This is a genomic window from Thermophagus sp. OGC60D27 (assembly GCF_052400625.1).
Lineage (GTDB): Bacteria > Bacteroidota > Bacteroidia > Bacteroidales > Marinilabiliaceae > Thermophagus.
Map to the genome: position 1 here is coordinate 71,939 of NZ_JBQTGH010000007.1, position 21,240 is coordinate 93,178.

At 44.1% G+C, this 21,240-nt stretch carries 13 protein-coding genes; 8 read left to right on the forward strand and 5 right to left on the reverse strand.

Annotation, left to right across the window (positions count from 1 at the left end):
- The first annotated feature begins 12 nt into the window (after positions 1-12).
- The 8 genes from ACT29H_RS09920 to ACT29H_RS09955 all read left to right on the forward strand — a co-directional run bounded on the left by ACT29H_RS09920 (position 13) and on the right by ACT29H_RS09955 (position 13,908).
- Positions 13-1,971, forward strand: coding sequence for a RagB/SusD family nutrient uptake outer membrane protein (locus tag ACT29H_RS09920; RefSeq protein ID WP_444821470.1), 1,959 nt, complete (start codon positions 13-15; stop codon positions 1,969-1,971).
- 71 nt (positions 1,972-2,042) lie between these two features.
- Entirely contained in the window at positions 2,043-4,796 is a 2,754-nt protein-coding gene (gene galB / locus ACT29H_RS09925) for a beta-galactosidase GalB (protein ID WP_444821471.1), read from the forward strand.
- A gap of 338 nt (positions 4,797-5,134) precedes the next feature.
- Positions 5,135-6,163, forward strand: a complete 1,029-nt coding sequence (locus ACT29H_RS09930) for an endo-1,4-beta-xylanase (protein WP_444821472.1) — start codon at positions 5,135-5,137, stop codon at positions 6,161-6,163.
- A 52-nt stretch (positions 6,164-6,215) separates the two neighbouring features.
- Complete coding sequence (locus ACT29H_RS09935; RefSeq protein ID WP_444821473.1) at positions 6,216-8,885, forward strand: glycoside hydrolase family 3 C-terminal domain-containing protein; 2,670 nt, start codon at positions 6,216-6,218, stop codon at positions 8,883-8,885.
- A 209-nt stretch (positions 8,886-9,094) separates the two neighbouring features.
- Positions 9,095-11,245, forward strand: coding sequence for an alpha-glucuronidase family glycosyl hydrolase (locus ACT29H_RS09940; RefSeq protein WP_444821474.1), 2,151 nt, complete (start codon positions 9,095-9,097; stop codon positions 11,243-11,245).
- A gap of 120 nt (positions 11,246-11,365) precedes the next feature.
- Positions 11,366-11,719, forward strand: a complete 354-nt coding sequence (locus ACT29H_RS09945; protein WP_444821475.1) for a hypothetical protein — start codon at positions 11,366-11,368, stop codon at positions 11,717-11,719.
- A 642-nt stretch (positions 11,720-12,361) separates the two neighbouring features.
- Positions 12,362-13,006 carry a hypothetical protein gene (locus ACT29H_RS09950; RefSeq protein ID WP_444821476.1) on the forward strand — a complete coding sequence of 215 codons (645 nt, stop codon included), beginning with the start codon at positions 12,362-12,364 and terminating at the stop codon, positions 13,004-13,006.
- A gap of 215 nt (positions 13,007-13,221) precedes the next feature.
- Positions 13,222-13,908, forward strand: a complete 687-nt coding sequence (locus ACT29H_RS09955; RefSeq protein ID WP_444821477.1) for a 2'-5' RNA ligase family protein — start codon at positions 13,222-13,224, stop codon at positions 13,906-13,908.
- A 202-nt stretch (positions 13,909-14,110) separates the two neighbouring features.
- On the opposite strand, the gene ACT29H_RS09960 is transcribed toward ACT29H_RS09955, so the two are convergent.
- The 5 genes from ACT29H_RS09960 to ACT29H_RS09980 all read right to left on the reverse strand — a co-directional run bounded on the left by ACT29H_RS09960 (position 14,111) and on the right by ACT29H_RS09980 (position 20,544).
- The gene (locus ACT29H_RS09960) at positions 14,111-16,084 is read right to left on the reverse strand and encodes an alpha-L-arabinofuranosidase C-terminal domain-containing protein (RefSeq protein WP_444821478.1); all 1,974 of its coding nucleotides are present in this window, start codon (positions 16,082-16,084) and stop codon (positions 14,111-14,113) included.
- Positions 16,085-16,537: 453 nt separating this feature from the next.
- Positions 16,538-17,737, reverse strand: coding sequence for a YeeE/YedE thiosulfate transporter family protein (locus ACT29H_RS09965; RefSeq protein ID WP_444821479.1), 1,200 nt, complete (start codon positions 17,735-17,737; stop codon positions 16,538-16,540).
- A 20-nt stretch (positions 17,738-17,757) separates the two neighbouring features.
- Positions 17,758-18,282 (reverse strand): YeeE/YedE thiosulfate transporter family protein, encoded by a 525-nt coding sequence (locus ACT29H_RS09970; protein WP_444821480.1) that lies wholly within the window; start codon positions 18,280-18,282, stop codon positions 17,758-17,760.
- Complete coding sequence (locus ACT29H_RS09975; RefSeq protein ID WP_444821481.1) at positions 18,266-18,940, reverse strand: cytochrome b/b6 domain-containing protein; 675 nt, start codon at positions 18,938-18,940, stop codon at positions 18,266-18,268. The genes ACT29H_RS09970 and ACT29H_RS09975 overlap by 17 nt, the downstream gene beginning before the upstream one ends.
- Before the next feature lie 11 nt (positions 18,941-18,951).
- Positions 18,952-20,544 carry a tetrathionate reductase family octaheme c-type cytochrome gene (locus ACT29H_RS09980; protein WP_444821482.1) on the reverse strand — a complete coding sequence of 531 codons (1,593 nt, stop codon included), beginning with the start codon at positions 20,542-20,544 and terminating at the stop codon, positions 18,952-18,954.
- Between the last annotated feature and the right edge of the window lie 696 nt (positions 20,545-21,240).

A 21,240-nucleotide genomic window follows, 5' to 3' on the forward strand; every position in this document is an offset into this window, starting at 1 on the left:
AAGTAAAGAACAATGAAAAACAGATATATTAAAAGTATTCTCGGAATCATCTCAATGATGTTGTTGCTCGTTGGATGTTCGGATGTTTTAGATGAACAACCCCGAAGCATCTATGAACCTGGCTATTTTAAAACTGAAAAAGGTGTTGAGGGCGGAATCACTTCCCTTTATGCTCATCTCCGCTATATCTATGGCCAGGCCTATTATTACAATGCTTGCTTGACCGGAACCGACGAGGTAACTTATGCCCAAAGTGCTGATGCCAATTTTAAAGATATGGACCTTTCGGGGGCCGGATCTTTAACCCCCAGCAGTAGCCGGGCTGATGTCTTATGGTCCGCTGCATTCCCTAATATCAATACGGCCAATGGTATCATCGAAAACGCAGAGGAAGTTGAATCTATTCCGCCTTCACTTATTGCCGAGGCAAAATTTTTTAGAGCTTTCGATTATTTTTTGTTGGTTCAGACTTTTGGCGGTGTTCCCCTGGATTTGGGCGCCGGTGAACTGGCGTTTAATACTTCTCCTTCGCGTAGCTCCGTGCGAAATACGGTTCCTGAAGTCTATACCAGAGCCATTTTCCCAGATCTGCTCGATGCCATTACCGACTTGCCAGAAGAACCAAGAGTTACAGGTGGCGTGACCAAAACCGTGGCTCGGCTATTCCTTTCCAAGGCTTATCTTACCTATGGTTGGTGGCTCGAAAATCCAAATAACATTCCTACTTATCCGGTAGCCGATAGGGTTGATCCTGATGGTCATGATGCACAATGGTATTTCCAAAAGGCGTACGATATTGCCGTTGAGGGGATCGGAAATCCGGGACCCTACGGTCTTCAGGAAACCTTTTATGATGTCAATCTGGCTCAAAACGATCGTAATAATGAAATCCTTTTGTATGCCGACCATACAGAAGAAAGTGAATACTATAATGGGGGTAGTTTGACCTACGGTACCGGAAGTGCACCCGATAATTTTGCCGTTTGGATGATGACTTGGAATTATACCAATATTAGAAGTGGGCAAGATCCGGGTTGGAATGATCAGATCAGTTCTGTTCAACGAGAGGCTTCTCAGGCATTAGGTCGACCCTGGACGCGGATGTGTCCTACCATTGGTGTGATAGAAAATACTTTTGCCGACAAGACAAACGACTCCCGGTATGATGGTACCTTTACCACTGTTTATCGCGGAAATTGGCCCAAAGGGGGCAGTGATGCCGAATTTGTTTATAATGCAAATAATATGATGGTTTATCCCGGTGAACCCATTTTAACTTTTCTGGATGAAGAACCCGCAACCTCTATTGACTATTCTAATGTTGTATACAAAAGTAATATTGGAGCCGGTGTTTTGCCTGGAAGAGCTGATTTTGTCATCTCGCCACGAGGAATTAGTCGGTTGAGATATCCCGGATTATGGAAACTGGGCGTTTACAGAACCGATAACAATGGCGGTCTGGGACAACCCAATGCCGGAAGTACTCGTCCATTCAATATTGCCAAGTTTTCAGAGTTCTATTTTATTGCTGCAGAAGCTGCGGTTAAAGGGGCTACCACACAAGCCGGTAAAAATGCCAGAGAGTTGATCAATGTGATTCGTGGAAGAGCCGGTAAATGGCGTTGGAATAACAATGGTAATGTTCTTAAAGAAGTAGATAATAGCGCTCAAATGGTGGCGGCTACCCCTAATGATATTACTATTGAATACATTCTGGAGGAAAGATCCAGAGAATACTATGGAGAAGGGTACAGGTGGTATGACTTGGTTAGAACCCAAACATGGGATCAAATTGCGGCTACTTATGAGATTGGTCCCTCTGAATTGGAAAAACAAGGAGAAGATCCTCAGATGGTTACCAGAAATATTCAGGACCATCATTACCTGCGTCCTATTCCTCAAAGTCAAATTGATGGCTTAGAGATGTCAGAAGAGGAAAAAGATGCTTACCAAAATCCTGGCTATAATTAATCTCTGATAATGGAAGCATACTGGCTGTTCGGAATGGAACAGCCAATATGCTTTTTAATGTTTTAATATTTATGGGTTTATCATCGTTTTTTAAATATGCCATAAAAGTTACCGGATGCTTTATCATGCTATCCGGATTAGTTGTTTTTATGGGGTGCTCATTTAATGAGAACGAAGAGACGGTCAGGGAAAGAATTTCCATCAATAAGGATTGGCGGTTTTACAAATATGGCAAGGGGGAAATACCTGACGATTTAATTTATGATGTTCTACCTGAATTAGACAAGGTTGAAGAACTTCGTGTCGCTGATGCCAAACCTACAGTCGCTGATGCTGTAGAAGCCCGGAAGGAGATCCTGAAACCATGGATCCTTCCTTCCGGAAATGCTTTTATTAAAGACTCTTCAAAACACTTTGTTCGTCCCGAAGGCAACCCGGGCGGTGATTTTCCCTTTGTTCAAACTGATTTTGATGACACTTCCTGGAAACAGGTTCATTTGCCTCACGACTGGGCCATTGCTGGTCCTTTTCAGGAGGGATGGGAATCTGAAGTTGGGGGCGGCATGGGGCGATTGCCGGTGAACGGAGTCGCCTGGTATCGGAAAAAATTATTTGTTCCTTCCAATTGGGACGGGAAAACGGTTTATTTGGATGTGGATGGGGCGATGGCCTATGCCATGGTTTGGCTTAACGGAAATCTGGTGGGGGGCTGGCCCTACGGATACAATTCCTGGAGATTGGATCTTACCCCCTACCTTCTTATTGGAGAAGTCAATCAACTGGCCATTCGAATAGATAATCCCAATCACTCCGCGAGATGGTATCCGGGGGCAGGGATTTATCGAAATGTTTGGCTCTCAGTGGTGAATCCTGTTCATGTGGCACATTGGGGAACTTTTATATCCACCCAAAATGTGAATGACGCATCTGCTCGCGTAAAGGCTAGAATTGATGTTGAAAATAAAGGAACCAAAAAGGCCAACATTGAAGTGATTACCAAAATATTTCCGTTTGAGGAAGGGGGTCATGAGGCCAATAAACAGATAGCCGTTTCCGGGCCTTTAAAAGCGTCAGTATTATCCAATTCAATCGTTAGGGTAGAAGATGTTATTGACATTCCCAACCCCGCGCTTTGGGGACCACCGCCTTCGCAAGAGCCCAATTTATACTTGGCGGTGACGGAGATTTTCCATAATAACCGGAAAATCGACTGTTATGAAACCCGTTTTGGGATTCGACGTGTTGAGGTTGACCCTAATCGGGGACTGATTGTTAATGGGGAGCATATTCCCATCAAAGGGGTGAATCAACATCACGACCTTGGAGCTCTGGGAGCTGCCTTTAATAAGCGGGCTGCCGAACGTCAGCTGGAGATCCTTCGGGAAATGGGGTGTAATGCCATCCGGATGGCCCATAACCCACCTGCTCCCGAGTTGTTAGAACTTACTGATAGAATGGGATTTCTCGTGGTAGATGAGGTGTTCGATTGTTGGGAGAGAAAGAAAACGCCTCACGATTTTCATCTTATTTTCCCGGAATGGCACGAACAGGATCTCAGGGCCATGGTGCGCAGAGATAAAAACTGTCCTTCTGTTTTTCTGTGGAGTTTTGGCAATGAAGTGGGAGAACAATATACCGGTGATGCCGGGGCTACTCTGGCAAAAAAGCTGGCTGCTATTGTAAAGGATGAAGATCCCACTCGACTGACAACCGCTTCCATGAATTATGCCCGACCCAATATGCCTTTCCCGGCCGTTTTGGATGTTATCTCACTGAACTATCAGGGAGAAGGAATCAGACAGGATCCCATGTTTAAAGGTACTGACCGTATCCAGACTCCGCCGTCCTATCAGATTTTTCATGACCAATTTCCCGACAAACTGATCCTTGGCAGCGAAACGGCTTCTGCCATGAGTAGCAGGGGTGTTTACCTCTTCCCCGTTGCCGACAAATTGAGCTCGCCGGTCAGAGATGGAATGGGGGGAGATCCAAATATACGGCAGGTCAGTTCCTATGAACTGTATGCCGTCGACTTCGGATCCTCTGCCGATAAGGTTTTCAGAACCATTGAAAAACATCCCTTTGTGGCCGGTGAGTTTGTATGGAACGGATTCGACTATCTGGGCGAACCTACACCTTACTATTTGTCTCGCAGCTCATATACCGGTATCGTCGATTTGGCAGGCTTTAAAAAAGACCGATTCTTTCTATATCAAGCACATTGGAGACCGGACTTCCCGATGGTACATATCCTGCCCCATTGGAATTGGCCGGAACGGATAGGAAAAATAACGCCGATACATGTTTTTACTTCCGGCGATGAGGTGGAACTCTTTCTCAATGGAAAGTCGCTGGGACGCAAAAAAAAGAAAGAGTTTGAATACCGTTTGCGTTGGGATAATGTGGTTTATCAGCATGGAGAATTGAAAGCGGTAGCCTATAAAAATGGAAAAATATGGGCGCAAAAAGGGATCAAAACAACAGGGAAGGCTTACAAAATTAAATTGTCGGCCGATCGATCATTGATTAAAGCTGATGGATATGATCTCTCTTTTATCACTGCAGAAATTGTTGATGAAAATGGACTAGTGGTTCCTGGGAGTAATCATTTGATTCATTTTAGCATCGATGGACCGGGAAGCATTGTCGCTACGGATAATGGAAATCCGACTGACATGAACCTATTTTCTGCCACCAACCGGAATGCTTTTAATGGATTGGCTCTGGCAATTATTCAGTCGAAGAACGGAACATCCGGAGTGATTAATGTTTCTGCAAAATCGCCCGAACTAAAAGGTGGAGATATTATTATTAAAACCCAATGAAAATGAGTATGGCAACGTAGAGTTGTCACAACAAGAACAGGTATAAACGGATGGTCAGGCAAGTTGCATCAGACCAATGAACTATCTTAATTATATACTGGTGAACAGTAGATGTTGAATGGGGCGTAGGATAATAGGGTGAAGATAATTGTTTAATTTGATGGTTGAGCAATAAGTTAAAATTTAGATTGTTGTATTCGAAAAAGTGTATATTCGTGATGAACGGTTTAATGCTTTTGGTCGAAGCAATTATTATTGAAAGGAAAATTAGTAAAAAACCTAATAGTTGACCAGAAAGATAAATCAATAGTGAGAAATTATTTTAAAACGATAAACATATGAAAGTAAAAATTGGCTTATTCGCTTTAATTAGTTTTTATTTTGCGGCTTGTAATACCCCCCCACAAAATTTAAGAAAAGCCGCCGACAGAAATGATCTTGATCTGGGATTTGCCGTACATACCAGCTTCTTCAATATGTCGGCCGATGATCCCTATATCGAATTATTAAAAAAGAATGCCAATACTTTGGTGGCCGAAAATATAATGAAACCGGTTTATATTCAGCCGGAACAAGGGGTTTTTCATTTTGAAATGGCCGATCAGTTGGTCGATTTTGCACAGGCCAATAATATGAAAGTTCGCGGGCATTGCCTGGTCTGGCATCAGCAAATACCTTACTGGATGAATGATACGACATTTACCAGAGAGGAATTGTTGAAAATTATGGAGAAGCATATCACTACCGTGGTTTCTAGGTATAAAGGGAAAGTTAAGGAATGGGATGTGGTGAATGAAGCCATTGACATTAATGAACCGGACAATTTTCGCCGATCGGTGTGGTATAAGGTTATCGGACCCGAATTCATCGACTCTGCTTTTGTTTATGCGCATCGGGCCGATCCGGAGGCCATCCTCTATTATAACGACTATGATGCCGAAGGAATGGGTGAAAAGTCGAACGCTGTTTACGAAATGGCACAAAACTTATTAAAGAGGAATATTCCCATCCATGCCATCGGACTTCAATCGCATTTTACCATTAATCAAATCGATCTGGATGCTATCGAACAGAACCTCAACAGAATTGGGGAGTTAGGACTGCTGGCTAATATTACCGAGCTGGATATCGGAATCCCTGCCGATAGTTTTTCCGATCAGGCACTGGAAGAACAAGCAAAATCTTATGGCCAATTGCTTCAGTTGATTTTGGATAAAACCAATTCCACTGCTTTTATCATCTGGGGGTTACACGATGGACTTTCTTGGATCCCCGGATTCTCTGAAGGAAAAAGAGTGGCACCGCTGATCTTTGATCCTTCATTAGAGCCTAAACCTGCATACTATAAATTGTTAGAGATTCTTTAATGGCGATTTAAGGATGGCAATTTTTAAACAATAACTAATATAATTCATTACCATGCATCAAAAAAACCAAACAAAACAGTCGAACTTGAGGCGTCGGTTCACGCTGCTCGTTTCTTTGTGGATGGCCCTTGTCATGTTTGCGGGCTGTGAACAAAAGAAAGAAAAATATCTGGATACCGATTTGTCCTTCGAAGAGAGGGCGGAAGACCTGGTAAGTCGAATGACCCTGGAAGAAAAAGTGTCGCAAATGCAGCATTCTGCTGCGGCCATCGATCGACTGGGAATTCCCGAATACAACTGGTGGAATGAATGTCTGCACGGTGTTGGTCGTGCCGGCTTGGCAACCGTTTTCCCCCAGGCAATTGGAATGGCTGCCATGTGGGACGACGATGAGATGTTACGAATCGCCAATGCCGTGTCGGATGAAGCCAGAGCCAAACATCACGATTTTGCCAATCGGGGAAAACGTGGGATTTATCAGGGGCTCACTTTCTGGACCCCCAACATTAACATCTTTCGTGATCCCAGATGGGGACGGGGAATGGAAACTTATGGCGAAGACCCCTATCTGACCGGTGAACTCGCCGTGAATTATATTCGCGGATTGCAGGGCGATGATGACAAATACCTTAAACTGGTTGCCACTTCCAAGCACTTTTTAGTTCACAGTGGACCCGAACCGGATCGGCATCATTTCGATGCTAAAACATCTGAGCGAGACTCCCTCTTGACCTATACCCCCCACTTCAAAAAAACCATTCAGGAAGCAGGCGTCTATTCCGTTATGTGTGCCTATAATCGCTACAACGGATTGCCATGCTGTGGTAGTAAACCTGTTGAAAACCTATTAAGAAATGAGTGGGGATTCAAAGGATATATTGTCTCCGATTGTTGGGCCGTAGCCGACTTCTATAAAGAAGGACATCATGAAGTGGTGCCCACCGTCGAAGAAGCTGCTGCCATGGCCGTAAAAGCCGGTACCGATCTGAATTGCGGAGATTCCTATCCCGCTCTGGTGGATGCCGTTAAGCAAGGACTGGTTAGTGAAGAAGAGATCGATGTGTTGGTAAAACGACTCATGGAAGCCCGAATGAGGCTCGGGATGTTCGATCCCCCCGAAATGGTGCCTTTTACCAATATCCCTTATTCTGTTGTCGACAGTAAAGAACATCAGGAACTGGCTTTGGAGGCAGCCCGAAAATCAATGGTGTTGCTTAAAAATGATAATAATATCCTTCCGCTGGATAAGAATATTAAAAATGTGGCAGTAATTGGTCCCAATGCAGATAACTTAGATGTCTTGCTGGCCAATTATAATGGTTATCCTTCCAATCCGGTTACCCCATTAAAGGGAATTCGTCAAAAACTTCCGGAGGCAAATGTTCAATATGCCTTGGGTTGCAGTCATGCCGAAGGATTTCCTTATTTAACGCCCATCCCATCCGAATATCTTTTTGTGGACGAAGCTCTTTCCCAAAATGGTTTGAAAGGCGAATACTTTGATAACACCCAGATGCAAGGTGATCCGTCGCATGTTCGTGTCGATGAAAGTGTGAATTTCACCTGGTGGACAACACCGCCTTTCGATGGAATGCAATACGATAAGTTTTCGGTTCGATGGTCCGGTTGGTTGGTGCCTCCCGTGTCCGGTCAATATGCCATTGGTGGCGAAGGGTTTTCTTCTTATAAAGTAATGCTCGACGATGAAGTGATGGCCACATGGAATGATATTCACCATCCAAGGGCGCTCTATGAAACCATTAATCTTGAAAAAGGAAAAAAATACAAAGTGCTCATAGAATATAAACAGGACAATTCTGAGTATCCTGTTATGAAGCTTTTGTGGGATAGACCCGGTCAAAATCTGAAACAAGAAGCGCTTCAACTGGCTAAGGCTTCGGACGTGGTTCTGATGTTCATGGGGCTGAGTCCTAACCTGGAGGGTGAAGAAATGCCGGTTAAAGTTCCCGGATTTGCCGGTGGTGACAGAGTAGATATTAAGCTGCCAAAGGTTCAGACCGAACTGGTGAAATCTGTTATGGCTTTAGGAAAACCGGTGGTCCTGGTGTTGCTCAATGGAAGTGCACTGGCCATAAACTGGGAAGCTGAACATGTGCCGGCCATTCTCGAAGCTTGGTATCCCGGACAGGCTGGCGGAACTGCCATTGCCGATGTGCTGTTTGGAGACTATAATCCTGCAGGTCGTTTGCCGGTGACCTTCTATAAATCGGTTGAGCAGCTGCCCCCCTTCGATGATTATAGCATGAATGGACGTACTTATCAATATTTTAAAGGAGAACCTCTCTATCCCTTTGGATTTGGGCTAAGTTATACCACCTTTAACTATTCCAATCTGGTGGTACCCGATGTTGTTGAAGCAGGGAAAGAGATGACGATTAGTGTGGAGGTTACCAATGCCGGAAAACGGGACGGCGACGAGGTGGTACAACTTTATGTTTCTCACCCCGGAGTAGAAAATACTGCACTCAGAAGCCTGCAGGGATTTGAAAGAATTTCGCTGAAAGCCGGTGAAACAAAAACCGTTTCATTTACACTTAAACCGGAACAACTTGCAGTCTATCACCCCGAAAATGGTTTGTATGTTCCGGAAGGTAAGGTGATGTTTAGTGTTGGTGGAACCCAACCCAATGCCCAAGATGGTGATAAAGACAGTGCTTTGGAAACCCTGATCGACATTAAGGGGAATTATAAGGTTCAATAGTATTCTATTGTTGCCGAATGATTATTGAAAATGGCCTCCGGTGATTTTTCCAACGTCGCCGGAGGCTAAATTTTGAGTTTAGTCTTCAATTATTATTTTTCTTCTATAACAGGCCTCATTGGTGGTGTTGAATCTGATGAGTGTGGGGTTTTTTTTACCGTTTCTGAAACGGGATTATACATCGTTACTTAGTGTTCAATTTTATTGATATGCAATTAAATAAGTTTGTCTTTCTTCTTTCATGGCTGTTGATGTTATCTCTCAAAGCAATGCCCGAAACCGGAGAACATTTGTGGTTGAGGTATGCAACATTGCCGCAGGATATTCAGTCTGAATATGTTTCATTTTCGAAGGTTTATTTCTTAGATGATGGAGATACTGAAAAAGTTGCCCTGGAGGAATTATCTCTGGCATTTAAAGGATTGATCGGGGTGGATGTTCGGCTTCAGAACAAACCTGCCAAGAGTAAGCTTTTGATGGGAAAGAAACTTCATCAGATAGTGAACATTCCGGGGTTAGAGGAAGCTTTAAGAAAATGTGGAGATGATGGCTTTGCAATACAATCCGTTGACTTTAAAGGGACAAAAAAAATTGTCGTATCGGCCAATACCGATGCCGGTATCCTATATGGCACTTTTGCTCTCATTCGGCTGATGCAGACCGGGCAGACCCTGGATTCAGTAAACATCGTTGAACAACCTAAATATGAGTTTAGGTTGTTAAATCATTGGGATAATCTGGATGGTACGGTGGAACGAGGTTATGCCGGACGTTCCATTTGGTGGAATCGTGAAGCATCGTTTGAGGCGCTGAAACAACAATATCTTACCTATGCAAGGGCTAATGCTTCCATCGGTATTAATGGTGCTGTATTAAACAATGTGAATGCCGACCCAAAGGTGCTCTCCGGCGATTATATCCGACAATTTGCCCGTATTGCGGATGTGTTGAGGCCCTATCATATTAAAGTCTATATGTCTGTTAATTTCTCATCGCCTGCCATCCTGGGCAGACTGCCTGACTCGGATCCCTTAAAGGAAGAGGTGCAACAATGGTGGAACAATAAGGTGAAGGAGATTTATGATGCCATCCCCGATTTTGGTGGTTTTCTGGTAAAGGCTAATTCTGAAGGTCAGCCGGGACCTCAGGATTTCGGTCGTTCCCATGCCGATGGGGCCAACATGCTGGCGCGGGCTCTCGAACCTTATGGCGGAATCGTTATGTGGCGGGCCTTTGTCTATTCCCCCTCCGGAGACGATCGCGCCAAACAGGCCTACAAGGAATTTGTTCCGCTCGACGGACGCTTCCATAAAAATGTTATCGTTCAGGTGAAAAACGGACCGGTAGATTTTCAACCCAGAGAACCTTTTAGCCCACTGTTTGGTGCGTTGAAAAATACATCCCTGATGGTTGAATTTCAGATCACTCAGGAATACCTTGGCTTTTCTGATCATTTGGCGTTTTTGGCACCACTGCAAAAAGAGTGTTTGGATAGCGATACCTTTGTCGATGGTGGTGGCTCTACCGTAGCCCGCGTGACGGATGGTTCTCTCTTTCAACAGGAACATTCGGCCATTGCCGGTGTCGCCAACATTGGACGCGATACCAACTGGACAGGGCATCATTTTGCACAAGCCAACTGGTATGCTTTTGGACGACTGGCATGGAACCATGCCCTTAAGGCCGAAGATATTGCACGGGAATGGATCGAGATGACCTTTACGAATAATCCCCAATTTGTCGATCCAGTACTGAATATCATGATGCGTTCGAGAGAAGCGGTGGTGAATTATATGACGCCTTTGGGACTGCACCATCTTATGGGGTGGAATCATCATTATGGTCCGGAGCCCTGGACTGAGATTGAAGGCGCTCGTCCCGATTGGTTGCCTCGATACTATCACAAAGCTTCGGAGACGGGCATCGGTTTCGATCGAAGCCAATCGGGAAGTAATGCCGTGGAACAGTATGCCGAGCCTCTACGTTCGATGTTTAACAATCCTCAAACATGTCCGGAAAACCTTTTGCTTTGGTTTCATCATCTGCCATGGGATTACCGTATGAGTTCAGGAACCACCCTGTGGGATGATCTGTGTTACCATTATTATAAAGGCGTGGACGAGGTGAAGTTGATGCAAGCAATGTGGGATCGTCTCAGGGGAATGATTGATCAAGAGCGGTTCGAGCATGTGCAGCGCAAACTGAAAATACAGGCACGCGAAGCCCGTTGGTGGCGGGATGCTTGTCTGCTCTATTTTCAAACCTTCTCAAAAATGCCAATTCCCTATGAGTTGGAGCGTCCGGAACATGATCTGGAAGAGCTGATGAAATTAAAATTTGATATGACCAACCATAATTAAGTTTCTTGTCGTTTTGTGAGTCTCTTGAATTCCCCAAAGAGGTCCTTTTTTCTAGGGCCTCTTTTTGATATATATGTTTTAATCATTATTTGGGGTAATCGTCCTGGCTAAATTAAGGATTTGATCATCTGGATTATCCATATCCCATCCATTTACTTCCCGCCGTTACTTTTTGCAAAGCCATCCGCAAAGGTTGAAACCCTGTCCGCAGGGATTGCAAGACCATCCGCAATGGCTGCAAAGAGATCTACAATCGTTGCAAATGGATCTGCAGTGGCTGTAAAACCATCTGCAATGGTTGCAACAGCATCTGCAGTGGTTGCAAAGAGATCTGCAATGGTTGCAAAGACATCTGCAGTGGTTGCAAAGACATCTGCAACAGTTGAAAGGCCATGGACAATAGTTGCAGAGGGAGTCGCAGGCATTGCAAAGGCAACCGTAATGGCCGGAAAGTGGTCTGCAATGGCCGGATAAATATCTGCATGCGCCGGAATCCTTTCCGCATCCTCTGATAAGGTACCAACATTGGTTGTAAATACGAATACCGTAATTGGACAAAAAATTTCAACCAGTGAGGCGTTTTTTTGGGGGTGTATTCATCAATCGGGGGCCCATTATTAGTTTTTTCTTTTATTTAAAAACACACCTGAACAAATTGCCCTATTTTGTCCTAGACCCGCTGATTTCCACAATTTACAGTAACATCCTTGAGAAAATTAACGATTAAGCACAGGTGTTTATTCATTTTTTTGAAGGCGAATGCTATAAAAAAAGGATATTGATAATTGCAAAAAATGCATTTAGATATTGCATTTTTTTGATTAATTGAGCAATTTTGTAACAGCGTTCGGTTGATTAAAGAGTAGTGAATTAATGTGTTAGATTCTTAGTTTAATAAATGTGATGAATTGTGTTAAGGATTTAATTTAGGCTATTTTTTAAGCGTGACCGGATGAAACCTCAAAGAGGCGAAATTTTAGCACGCGAAAGGCATTCGTCGTTATTTAAGAATCCAACGGGATTCGGTTCGGTTTTGAACATATAGAGCTTCCGATATTGTATGCTCGAGATAAAAATGTACTCTTCCATAATGTTAAACCTTAAAACTTTAGCCGTATGGACAAGAGACAAGCAAACAAATTCAATATGTTTAAAGTAGTGCGGGACTTCCTTTCAGATCATTCTGCTACTCTGGGACAATACCTGCACTTTAGCGAAATGCTTGAGAAATTTTCGTCTTTACTATCCTCTATTGGAGAGCTTGACAGTCATGCTGTCACCAAAACTTCAGGGCTTACACAGGAAAAAGCCGCTGCCAGAGAGCGGCTGATAAAAGCCACCATGCTGGTGGTGCGCATCTTGAAGGCTTATGCTACTTTTTCAGACAATGAATCGTTATTGGAAAACATTGATTTTACATTGTCCAGTCTTTCCAGAATTTCAGAGCAAAAACTACTTGCCAGAGCGCAAAAGGTTATTCAGGAGGCTGAAGCATGCCTTACAGAGGCTGAACCCTATGGCTTGACCACCGAAAAAATGGATGAACTGACCGCCGCTTTCAAGGAGTTCGATGAGCGGCAATCTACCATTCGTAAAGCTATTGTTGTGCGGAAAAATATCTCCGAGCAGGTGGAAGCGCTCATGGAGGAAGCAGACGACTTATTGAAAGATAAGATCGATATCATCCTGGAACTGGCCTCCAATGATCATCCCGAATTGTATAATCAATATCTTGGAGCCAGAGAGATCATTGATCGTTAATACTTACTTTTTGATTTGAAATGGAAGAGGAAACACGGGCAGAGAGGTTTTTGCCACTCTGCCCGCGTTTTTTTTAGCTGTTTTTGAACAATGGTTATCTTTATGGTCTGCCCGAATCCTAACTTCAATGAAGTTGATTTTCAGCAGTGTTAAATAATAATTGTGCAGGAGATGGGGTATCGTGAATGAATGGACTGAGAAATAATACTTATTAAATGGATTTAGCACAACATTATAATCGTTTATTTCAGGAATCAGTGCAAAAAATTAAGACCGATCAGTATGAGCCGGATCCTTTAATCGATGCACCTTCCGACTCCAGATACGGAGTGACCTTGCTGCTTCGGCCGGATGGTCATGTGCGAAAGGAAATGATCGCATTTCTGGAAGAGTTGAAAGCCATTGAGCCCAATCAGTATTTTTATCCCGAAACCGATCTTCATGTAACGGTGATGTCGATCATCTCGTGCTATGAGGGGTTTGATATAACGAAGATTGCCGTAAAAGATTATGTGGGTGTTATCCAAAAGAGTTTGGAGGGAATTTCGGCTTTTGACCTTGAATTCAGAGGGCTTACCGCTTCCCCGTCCTGCCTGATGGTGCAGGGATTCCCTTTGGATGACACGCTTGAACAAATGCGTAACAACCTGCGGAAACATTTCAGGCCTTTAGCGTTGGAACAATCGCTTGATAAGCGGTATGTCCTGCAAACTGCCCATGCAACCATCCTGAGAGTGAGAGATAAACTTCAAAACAAAGCAGCCTTTCTTGATCTAATAGAGAGAAACAGAAATCGTTTCTTTGGTAGGTTTTCAGTCAGGACTTTGGCGTTTGTGCATAACGACTGGTACCAAAGAAAAGACAAGGTAAAAGTATTACACCGGTTTGGACTGGAAGCATAAAGCCCGGCAACCGTTGATTCCATAGGGAACGAGCGAATGTTGCCGGGCTGTTTAGAGATGATTTTATCGTATTGCGGGGTTTTGATCATTCATCCGGCTATCTGATTGACCGGTGTTTAATAAAATTTGGATGTAAATATCCAATTCTTGAAATATATCGTGTGTTCAAACAAGGATGCAATCTTAACGGACCCCGCTCCAATTAAAATTTCGCATCTATTTCAATGACATAAAAAGACATAGGTTGCAGCGTTTCTTTAATTGCCTTTCCCTTGAGTTTGATTTCCGATTGAACCGGAGCAACCTTTTGGGGATTTTCAAAGGTGTTGAAAGCCAGTGGATCGTCGGCTGTCATCAGGTAGGCGGTTGCGTTTCTGCTGACTTTGGCCCCGCCGTTAATGCTGACGTTTACTTCTTTGGGATTGTCGGACGCATTCACCAATTTGATGTAAATCTTTCCTTCTTTGATATCTTTTGAAGCACTGGCATACAGTTTATTTTGTCCGGTGAGGGGCTGCCCGTCCAGAGTAATGTTTAATACTTCACTGCCTGTGAGGGTTGAGTAAAGCTTTTGTACATAGTAATTGGGGGTTCCAACCACATTGAGGTTGTCGAACCAGATGAGGTCGGGGCGCCACTGCCAGGCTTCGATGTGGGCCATCAAAGGGGCATAAGAAGCCATGTTTACCACATCGGCATTACGTTCCAGACCGGTCATGAAGGCTGCTTCACTTAATGCACTCAGCCAGGTGTTTTTTGACATAGGATGGTCGTTGTCAGGTCCGTGAGCAGCGTACTCGCCGGCAAATACTTTTGGTCCGTTACGATCATAATCATCGTAACGATCGGCATTGCTGAGAAACCATTCCGGACTCATATAATAGTGTTCGTCCATCAGATCAACTTCTTCATCTTTCATTTCTTTCCACAAATAATGAAAGCGTTCATCTTCCGGTTTTGGGCCGGAGCCGCCTACCAATACAATTTCCGGATGTTTTTGTCGAATCACCTCGGCGAATATTTTATATCGTTCCACATATTGCTCGCCCCATTGTTCGTTACCTATTCCAAGAAATTTGAGGTTGAAAGGTTTTGGATGTCCCATTTCGGCTCTTAATTTTCCCCATTTAGTCGTTATATCGCCATTGGCAAATTCGATTAAATCTAAAGCGTCCTGGATGTAGGGATCCAGTTCATCCAGAGGAACCAGCTCACCGGTGTTATACTGACAGGCCATCCCACAATTGAGGATAGGCAGGGGTTCGGCACCAATATCTTCTGCCAGAAGAAAATATTCAAAAAATCCTAGTCCAAAAGATTGATAATAGTCGGGTGTATGTCGATGCATAAATTCCGTATTCCACCGGTTGACGATCATTTCCCGTTCTTCTACCGGACCTACGGTTTTTTTCCATTGATAGCGCAGGCTAAGGTCATGCCCTTCCACAATGCATCCACCGGGGAAGCGCAAAAAGCCGGGATGGAGATCATACAACATTTGTACAAGATCGGCACGCAGACCATTTTTACGATTCTTCCACGTGTTTTCGGGGAAAAGGGAGATCATGTCCATATCCACAATGCCTTTTCCATTGACCAAAACACGAAGGGTGGCTTTGGCATCGGTTTGGGATGAGGTGAAGGATCCTTCCACTTTTCCCCATTCACGAGAAAACCCGCTGATTGTGGTGCTCCCGAGAACCTCTCCTTTGGAGCTGACCAGTTCTACCAAAACCTCAGGCCTCAACTCGCCTACTTGACGGCCAAGGACTGAAAAGTAGTAGGGTTCGTCTGCTCTGATCCCCATGCCGCGAAATCCTTCATTAACCACGCCAAAGAGGCCTTTGTCACTCCGGCTGTCGATGCGCAGATAGGTGGGATTCGCCGGTTTTTGTTGTTCTCTCTTTAGAATGAAAATTTTTCCCTCTCCTTCTCTTTTTTTTGCCTCTTTCCATCCCATCATGGGTTCGTAAAATTCGAAGGAACGGTTTTTTACCAGTTCGGCATAAAATCCACCGTCAGCGCCAAAGTTAATGTCTTCGAAAAATATGCCCCACATATAAGGTGTTACTTCTGCTACAGTATGATCAACATCCAACCTTAACCGATCCTGCCCAAAAACAACATTGCCGGTCAATGTTAATGAAAAGATCAAGTAAAATAGAATCTTTTTCATAATGCTAAAGTTTGATTATTATGATGGATTAATGAATTTTATTGTTGTTGGTGTTTATCGGACGGCAAAATAGAGAAAAATGGTTTTGTGGACAATAGGAGTAATAATTAAAAGTGAATATTACACTTATTTTCTCTATTTGTCCTCATAGCTGATGTGGGGGAGGCGTATGAATGGGGATGATGCTAATTGTTATTTAAAGGAGGGATTGCATTGAGTTTATTCACTTGAGCATGGTTTTTTGAATAAAAAGCAATAGGATCGGGGTTTTTATTAGTGACTGTTTGTAGGTTTGTTTTATTTGTATCCCCTAGAAAATACAATCTCTAACCAAAAGATGGATGCGATAGGTTTGAATGCAATAAGGGTTCTGGCTTGTCGCTTTGCTGGTAAAATAAGAGGTTTGCCGAAGGGGAGGCAGTAAGATAATTATTTGTTTCTAGATAACAGATCTTAACTACACCCTCCCTGAACTCGGGTGATTTTTTTCTTCACCGGTTTTTGTTTGGAGGCCAGATTGTTTTCAATCTCATTCATTTTAAGAGCGGCCTGCTGTCTGAATAGTATCACAGTCTGTTCTTCTTTGGTGGGATTGTCAGGCATGACCAGCTGTCCGTAAAAAATCTCTTTGAATTCATCAGCCGTAACGTTTAGTGCCCGGCTGGTTGTGTTGCCGTGATAGCGAGCTATGAGACATGCCTTCTTAGCCTGTAAGGGAGAAGCACCGTAGAACACATTGGTCTGAATACGTTGATTCAGCAATTCCCGATAAGCGGGGTTATGCAATTCGTCCAGAGGAATATTGATGGCTGTGGCGATGTGAAATTGTTGGTATTCTTCCGGGCTTCGAACATCGATTACATTATAGTGATAGTAGTTGTTAACCAATTCAAAAGCCAGTTGGTCCGGGTCGATGAGGTCGGGTTTGCATTCACCTGCAGCAGCTCGCGCCTCAAGTTTCTGCATGACATACTCCTTGCGTGAAGGGGTGATAAGGATGAGAATAACTAATATCACAGGAATAGCAGCCGCGATTGTTTTATTTTTCCATTGTCCGTTGAATATTTTTACGGGTTTGCGGTTTACTTTGTCTTCAATGATGCCGGTAACGAGGAACGCTACGATTGCAATAAATGTCATCAGCAACGCGAAGGTGGCAGGACTTATTCCAAGTACATTGTATATGAGTACGGGTCCTTGAGGATTAGCCATGTATAGCCCTTCAATAAGCGGAAAGACCTCTCCGAAAGTGAATATTCCTAATGTAGCGCCCAGAATGAAAGCCCATCCGTCTATTTTTCCTATGGCGGCGGCACAGGCACTTGTCCCCGGACAAAATCCGCCAACTACAAAACCCAGGCCCATGATTATACCTCCGGTAATAGCTGAGGGTAAAAAAGTGGGGTTGACAAAGATAATGCCGGTATTGAGGAGTTCCAGGTGGTTCAGAAGAAGAACGCCAATCATGGCCGTTATGCCGGCGGTAAAGAACACTTTTAAGACGGTGAAGTCGTAACCGTAGAAGAGACCAACCAGCTTTCGAGTGGATGAAAAACCTGCCTGTTCGAGAGCAAAACCAAAGCCTATACCGACAATGAAGGCAATGAGAAAATTGTATTGGGGAGCAATAATATCCGGAATTAATGGTGCCATAGTTTATGGTTATAATAAGGTTATCGTGAAATCCACATTTTTCTGAAGAACCATGCAAAAGCATAAGCACTGCCAAAGATGGCGAGCATGGTAATGATACCGCCATAAGACATCACGGCCATTCCACTGAGGGCTGATCCGCTGGTGCATCCGCGTCCCAACTGACTACCAAACCCAAAGAGAAAACCGCCGACTATGGCGCCCAGCAGACGTGCGGTGTTGGTTACGCCGGGGCCTTTTTCCAGTTTCAGTCCTATACGTCCCGATAGGACACCCGAAAAGAAGGCACCAACCAAAACGCCCAGCATTTCAAATACAAGCCATGACTTCATTGGACCTTGAGGATGGTCGGAAGCATAGTCCCGGTAATAGGTGGTCGTGTTATAGTGTTCGGGGGCGGCTGCTTTAACGGCACTGACAGCCACACTTTTCATGGCGCCACTGGCGCCCAAACCACGGCCGGTGATGTAAATGGTGGTTAAGAGAACAAACCCCAGAAGTACTCCGGCAAGATAGGGGTTCATGTATTTATTTTTTCCGTTCATCAGTAGTCGCTGTTAGTTGTTCTTTGGGTTCCTTTATGTTGGTTTCATTGTCTTCGGTCTCGAGATCTTCATATCCGGTAAGCATTGCGCGGATATTGGATGTGGGGGTTTCACCCGTTGTGGTCATGTAAACATGAACGATGGCAAACATGATGATCAGATAGGCGCCAAGGGTATGTATGGATGCCACTGTGGCCAAAGGTAGTTCGCTAATGATAATCATATTATTGGCATCAATGGTTCGGTAGAACATGTATATCAGTCCTGTAACAATAAGCATTGGCGCCATGACCAGTTTAAATCCCAAATAGGTCAGTGCCTGCAGGGGATTGAGTTTGTTTCTTGGTGATTTGCGGGTGGGATGAGGTTCCCCTTTGAATATACCTACAGTATAATAGTGAATTTGTGCCTTAAGCTTGGAAAAGGTGGGAATATACTGCCGCCATTCACCCGTGGTGAAATGCCAAAAGATGGAGAAGGCAATCAGTATGAGCAGCATCCATGCTGCCACCCGGTGCGATTCGACCGCCTGCTCATAGCCCAGAAAAGAATAACTTCCATGAATTTCGAAACCGGTAAGGGCCAGAAAGAATATAAGGAGAGCCTGGGTCCAGTGCCAGAAGCGTTCAAATTTTTTATAGATGTAAACTCTTGCCATTGCCGTTATTTTTATCGTTGGGTGTTGATTTCTTCCGACTCTATCTCATTGTTTTTTATCGATGCCGTAATGCGGCCCAGACCATGTAGTATTACGCCAACAAGGGCAGCCATAATAAATAACCTGCCAAACAGGTCGATGGCGGCATTGGTGTCGCGTCCCGGCATGTAAAAGTCGGTTAATGAGGCCAGTCTACTGTTGTTGCGGCTATGACACTCTTCACACGACAGGGCCATCTCTTTGGGGGCAACCATGTGGTTGACGGGCCAGTACATTTCGGTTTTAACAAATTCATACTTTCCGCTGTAGGGAAGACCAACGCGTTTCATGCCTGCTTCGGCTGCCAGGTTCCAGTCGAAATCCTGCCAGTAGGCACTGTCGCCCTTTTGGGATGCCCAAAGCTTGGGTTGTATCAGCATATTGGTTTGGGGGTCGTAAATCTGATCCCCGCGATGTACCTTAACCGGGAATATTTGGGATTGTCCGTCATGGGCCGAACCCATTAAGCGGTTGACCTGAACCGGGATGGAGTCTACCTTATCCCCCAAAATGTAATGGGAAGCCTGGCCGTTGAACCAGTAATATTCGGGTTCCACATTGGTTTTCCAAACAAATGATCCTTTTATGGACATGTACGTTTCGGCGCCGGAGAGAGTGTCTACGATGTGGTAAGGATGTCCGTCCTTTAGTTTTCCGGCTTCCGACCATCGCCATTCCATTTTTGTGGGATTAACTTTGGCATAAGTAGGAATATGACAGGTTTGACAAGCCACACGGGCGGTGTGAAGATTTAACATCCGGTCCATGTGGGGCGTGTTGGTGTGACAGTGGTCGCAGGTGAGTCGGTTTTCATTGCCGGAGGATACCGAATAGAGTTTTCCTTTAATCTGATGATTTTCGGCTGAGTGACAATCCACACAGGTCATATTAATTCCGTTGACGGCCATATGTACATCTACCTCTCTGGTGGCAGACAGGAGTGCATCTTCCAGGTCGCCATGTTTCACATTATTTCCCCCACCGCTATAGAAATGGCAGGATCCGCAATTCATGCTTTGGGGGCGTCCCACATTTTGTGCCACTTTGGTCAGGTTGACCGACCGATCGGGATAGCCGGCCATGGAAGCTCCTTTGATATACTCTTCGCTGTTGTCGTGACAAACCATGCAATCCACATTGCGGGCCATCTCAAAGCTAAACTGGTCGCTTCCCATGCCAAAACCGATATGACATTTGGCACAAGCCTGCTCATTGGAGGTGGCGCCGATGCAAAAATTGTTGATCACATTGCTTTTCCCGATGGAGGCAATACCGCGTCCTTCAATATATGAAATGCGTTCCCAGTTCCAATGACTTGAGGCAATGATTTCCTTGTGGCGTTGGTTGTGACAGCCAATACAAGCTTCCGTGACTTCTTGCGGGGTCTTAAAGTCCTTTTGCAGTTCGGGGAACGAGGAATGGTCGACCACTGGTGTGGGCTTGATGGCATATTCCTGCCTGAGCTTCATCTCTTTTAGATTGGGCAACGGCGGGGTGTACAGAATCCGTAATAGCGCCAATAAGGCGATGGTGAAAATGATGACCGAGAAAACGACCTTTTTCATCCGTATAAATTATAGTTAAGTTATTGGTTGGATGGAACTCGCATGATCATGAGGTATACATCAACCTTTGTGATAATCTCAATTGATCCTGTGAGTTTCATGTGTTCATTTATTTGGTTGTGATAAATGCAATTGATAAAAGTTTTAACGGCAATAAAAATAAATAATGATGTAGATATATAAAAGTCCAGATATGTGTAATTCGCAATTTGTAACAAGATTGATTTTAAATAGACAAAAGGAATGACTGATCCTTGAAACGATTTTCAGAAAAAGTAAATGATATAATAGGCCATGAAGAGTAAAGTTTATTACTGTTGGTTCGAACTGGAAGCTGTGTTACGCTTCGAAGATTTAACCGCCAATTGGAACGGGAGGGATAATATGGAAAGACCCGGTATTTAAAGGCATGGCTTACTAGATTCTTTGGATTTTTAGATAGGGTCGATCAAATCCCCGGCCGTAAGATTCAAGAATGGTTTAAAACTATGGCCAAACACAAAGACTCATGAGAAGAAACTGGCAGCACCGTTTAGGGCACTGAAAATGTCATTGGATTACGAAAAGTTACGTAACATTACTATAAATAGGATAATCAATGCTGTAGAAAAAGATCTGAACATTTCTATTCAAAAAAAGGCTGACGCAAATAGGGAGCATCTCTACTCCATGATGATTACACCAAGGAGATTAAAA

What these genes read in the sequence shown, in the direction of transcription:
- ACT29H_RS09975 (WP_444821481.1), bottom strand. Translation starts at nt 18,940, where the DNA reads ATGGCAAGAGTTTACATCTATAAAAAATTTGAACGCTTCTGGCACTGG.
- ACT29H_RS09920 (WP_444821470.1), top strand. Translation starts at nt 13, where the DNA reads ATGAAAAACAGATATATTAAAAGTATTCTCGGAATCATCTCAATGATG.
- ACT29H_RS09965 (WP_444821479.1), bottom strand. Translation starts at nt 17,737, where the DNA reads ATGGCACCATTAATTCCGGATATTATTGCTCCCCAATACAATTTTCTC.
- galB (WP_444821471.1), top strand. Translation starts at nt 2,043, where the DNA reads ATGGGTTTATCATCGTTTTTTAAATATGCCATAAAAGTTACCGGATGC.
- ACT29H_RS09930 (WP_444821472.1), top strand. Translation starts at nt 5,135, where the DNA reads ATGAAAGTAAAAATTGGCTTATTCGCTTTAATTAGTTTTTATTTTGCG.
- ACT29H_RS09950 (WP_444821476.1), top strand. Translation starts at nt 12,362, where the DNA reads ATGGACAAGAGACAAGCAAACAAATTCAATATGTTTAAAGTAGTGCGG.
- ACT29H_RS09980 (WP_444821482.1), bottom strand. Translation starts at nt 20,544, where the DNA reads ATGAAAAAGGTCGTTTTCTCGGTCATCATTTTCACCATCGCCTTATTG.
- ACT29H_RS09955 (WP_444821477.1), top strand. Translation starts at nt 13,222, where the DNA reads ATGGATTTAGCACAACATTATAATCGTTTATTTCAGGAATCAGTGCAA.
- ACT29H_RS09940 (WP_444821474.1), top strand. Translation starts at nt 9,095, where the DNA reads ATGCAATTAAATAAGTTTGTCTTTCTTCTTTCATGGCTGTTGATGTTA.
- ACT29H_RS09960 (WP_444821478.1), bottom strand. Translation starts at nt 16,084, where the DNA reads ATGAAAAAGATTCTATTTTACTTGATCTTTTCATTAACATTGACCGGC.
- ACT29H_RS09935 (WP_444821473.1), top strand. Translation starts at nt 6,216, where the DNA reads ATGCATCAAAAAAACCAAACAAAACAGTCGAACTTGAGGCGTCGGTTC.
- ACT29H_RS09970 (WP_444821480.1), bottom strand. Translation starts at nt 18,282, where the DNA reads ATGAACGGAAAAAATAAATACATGAACCCCTATCTTGCCGGAGTACTT.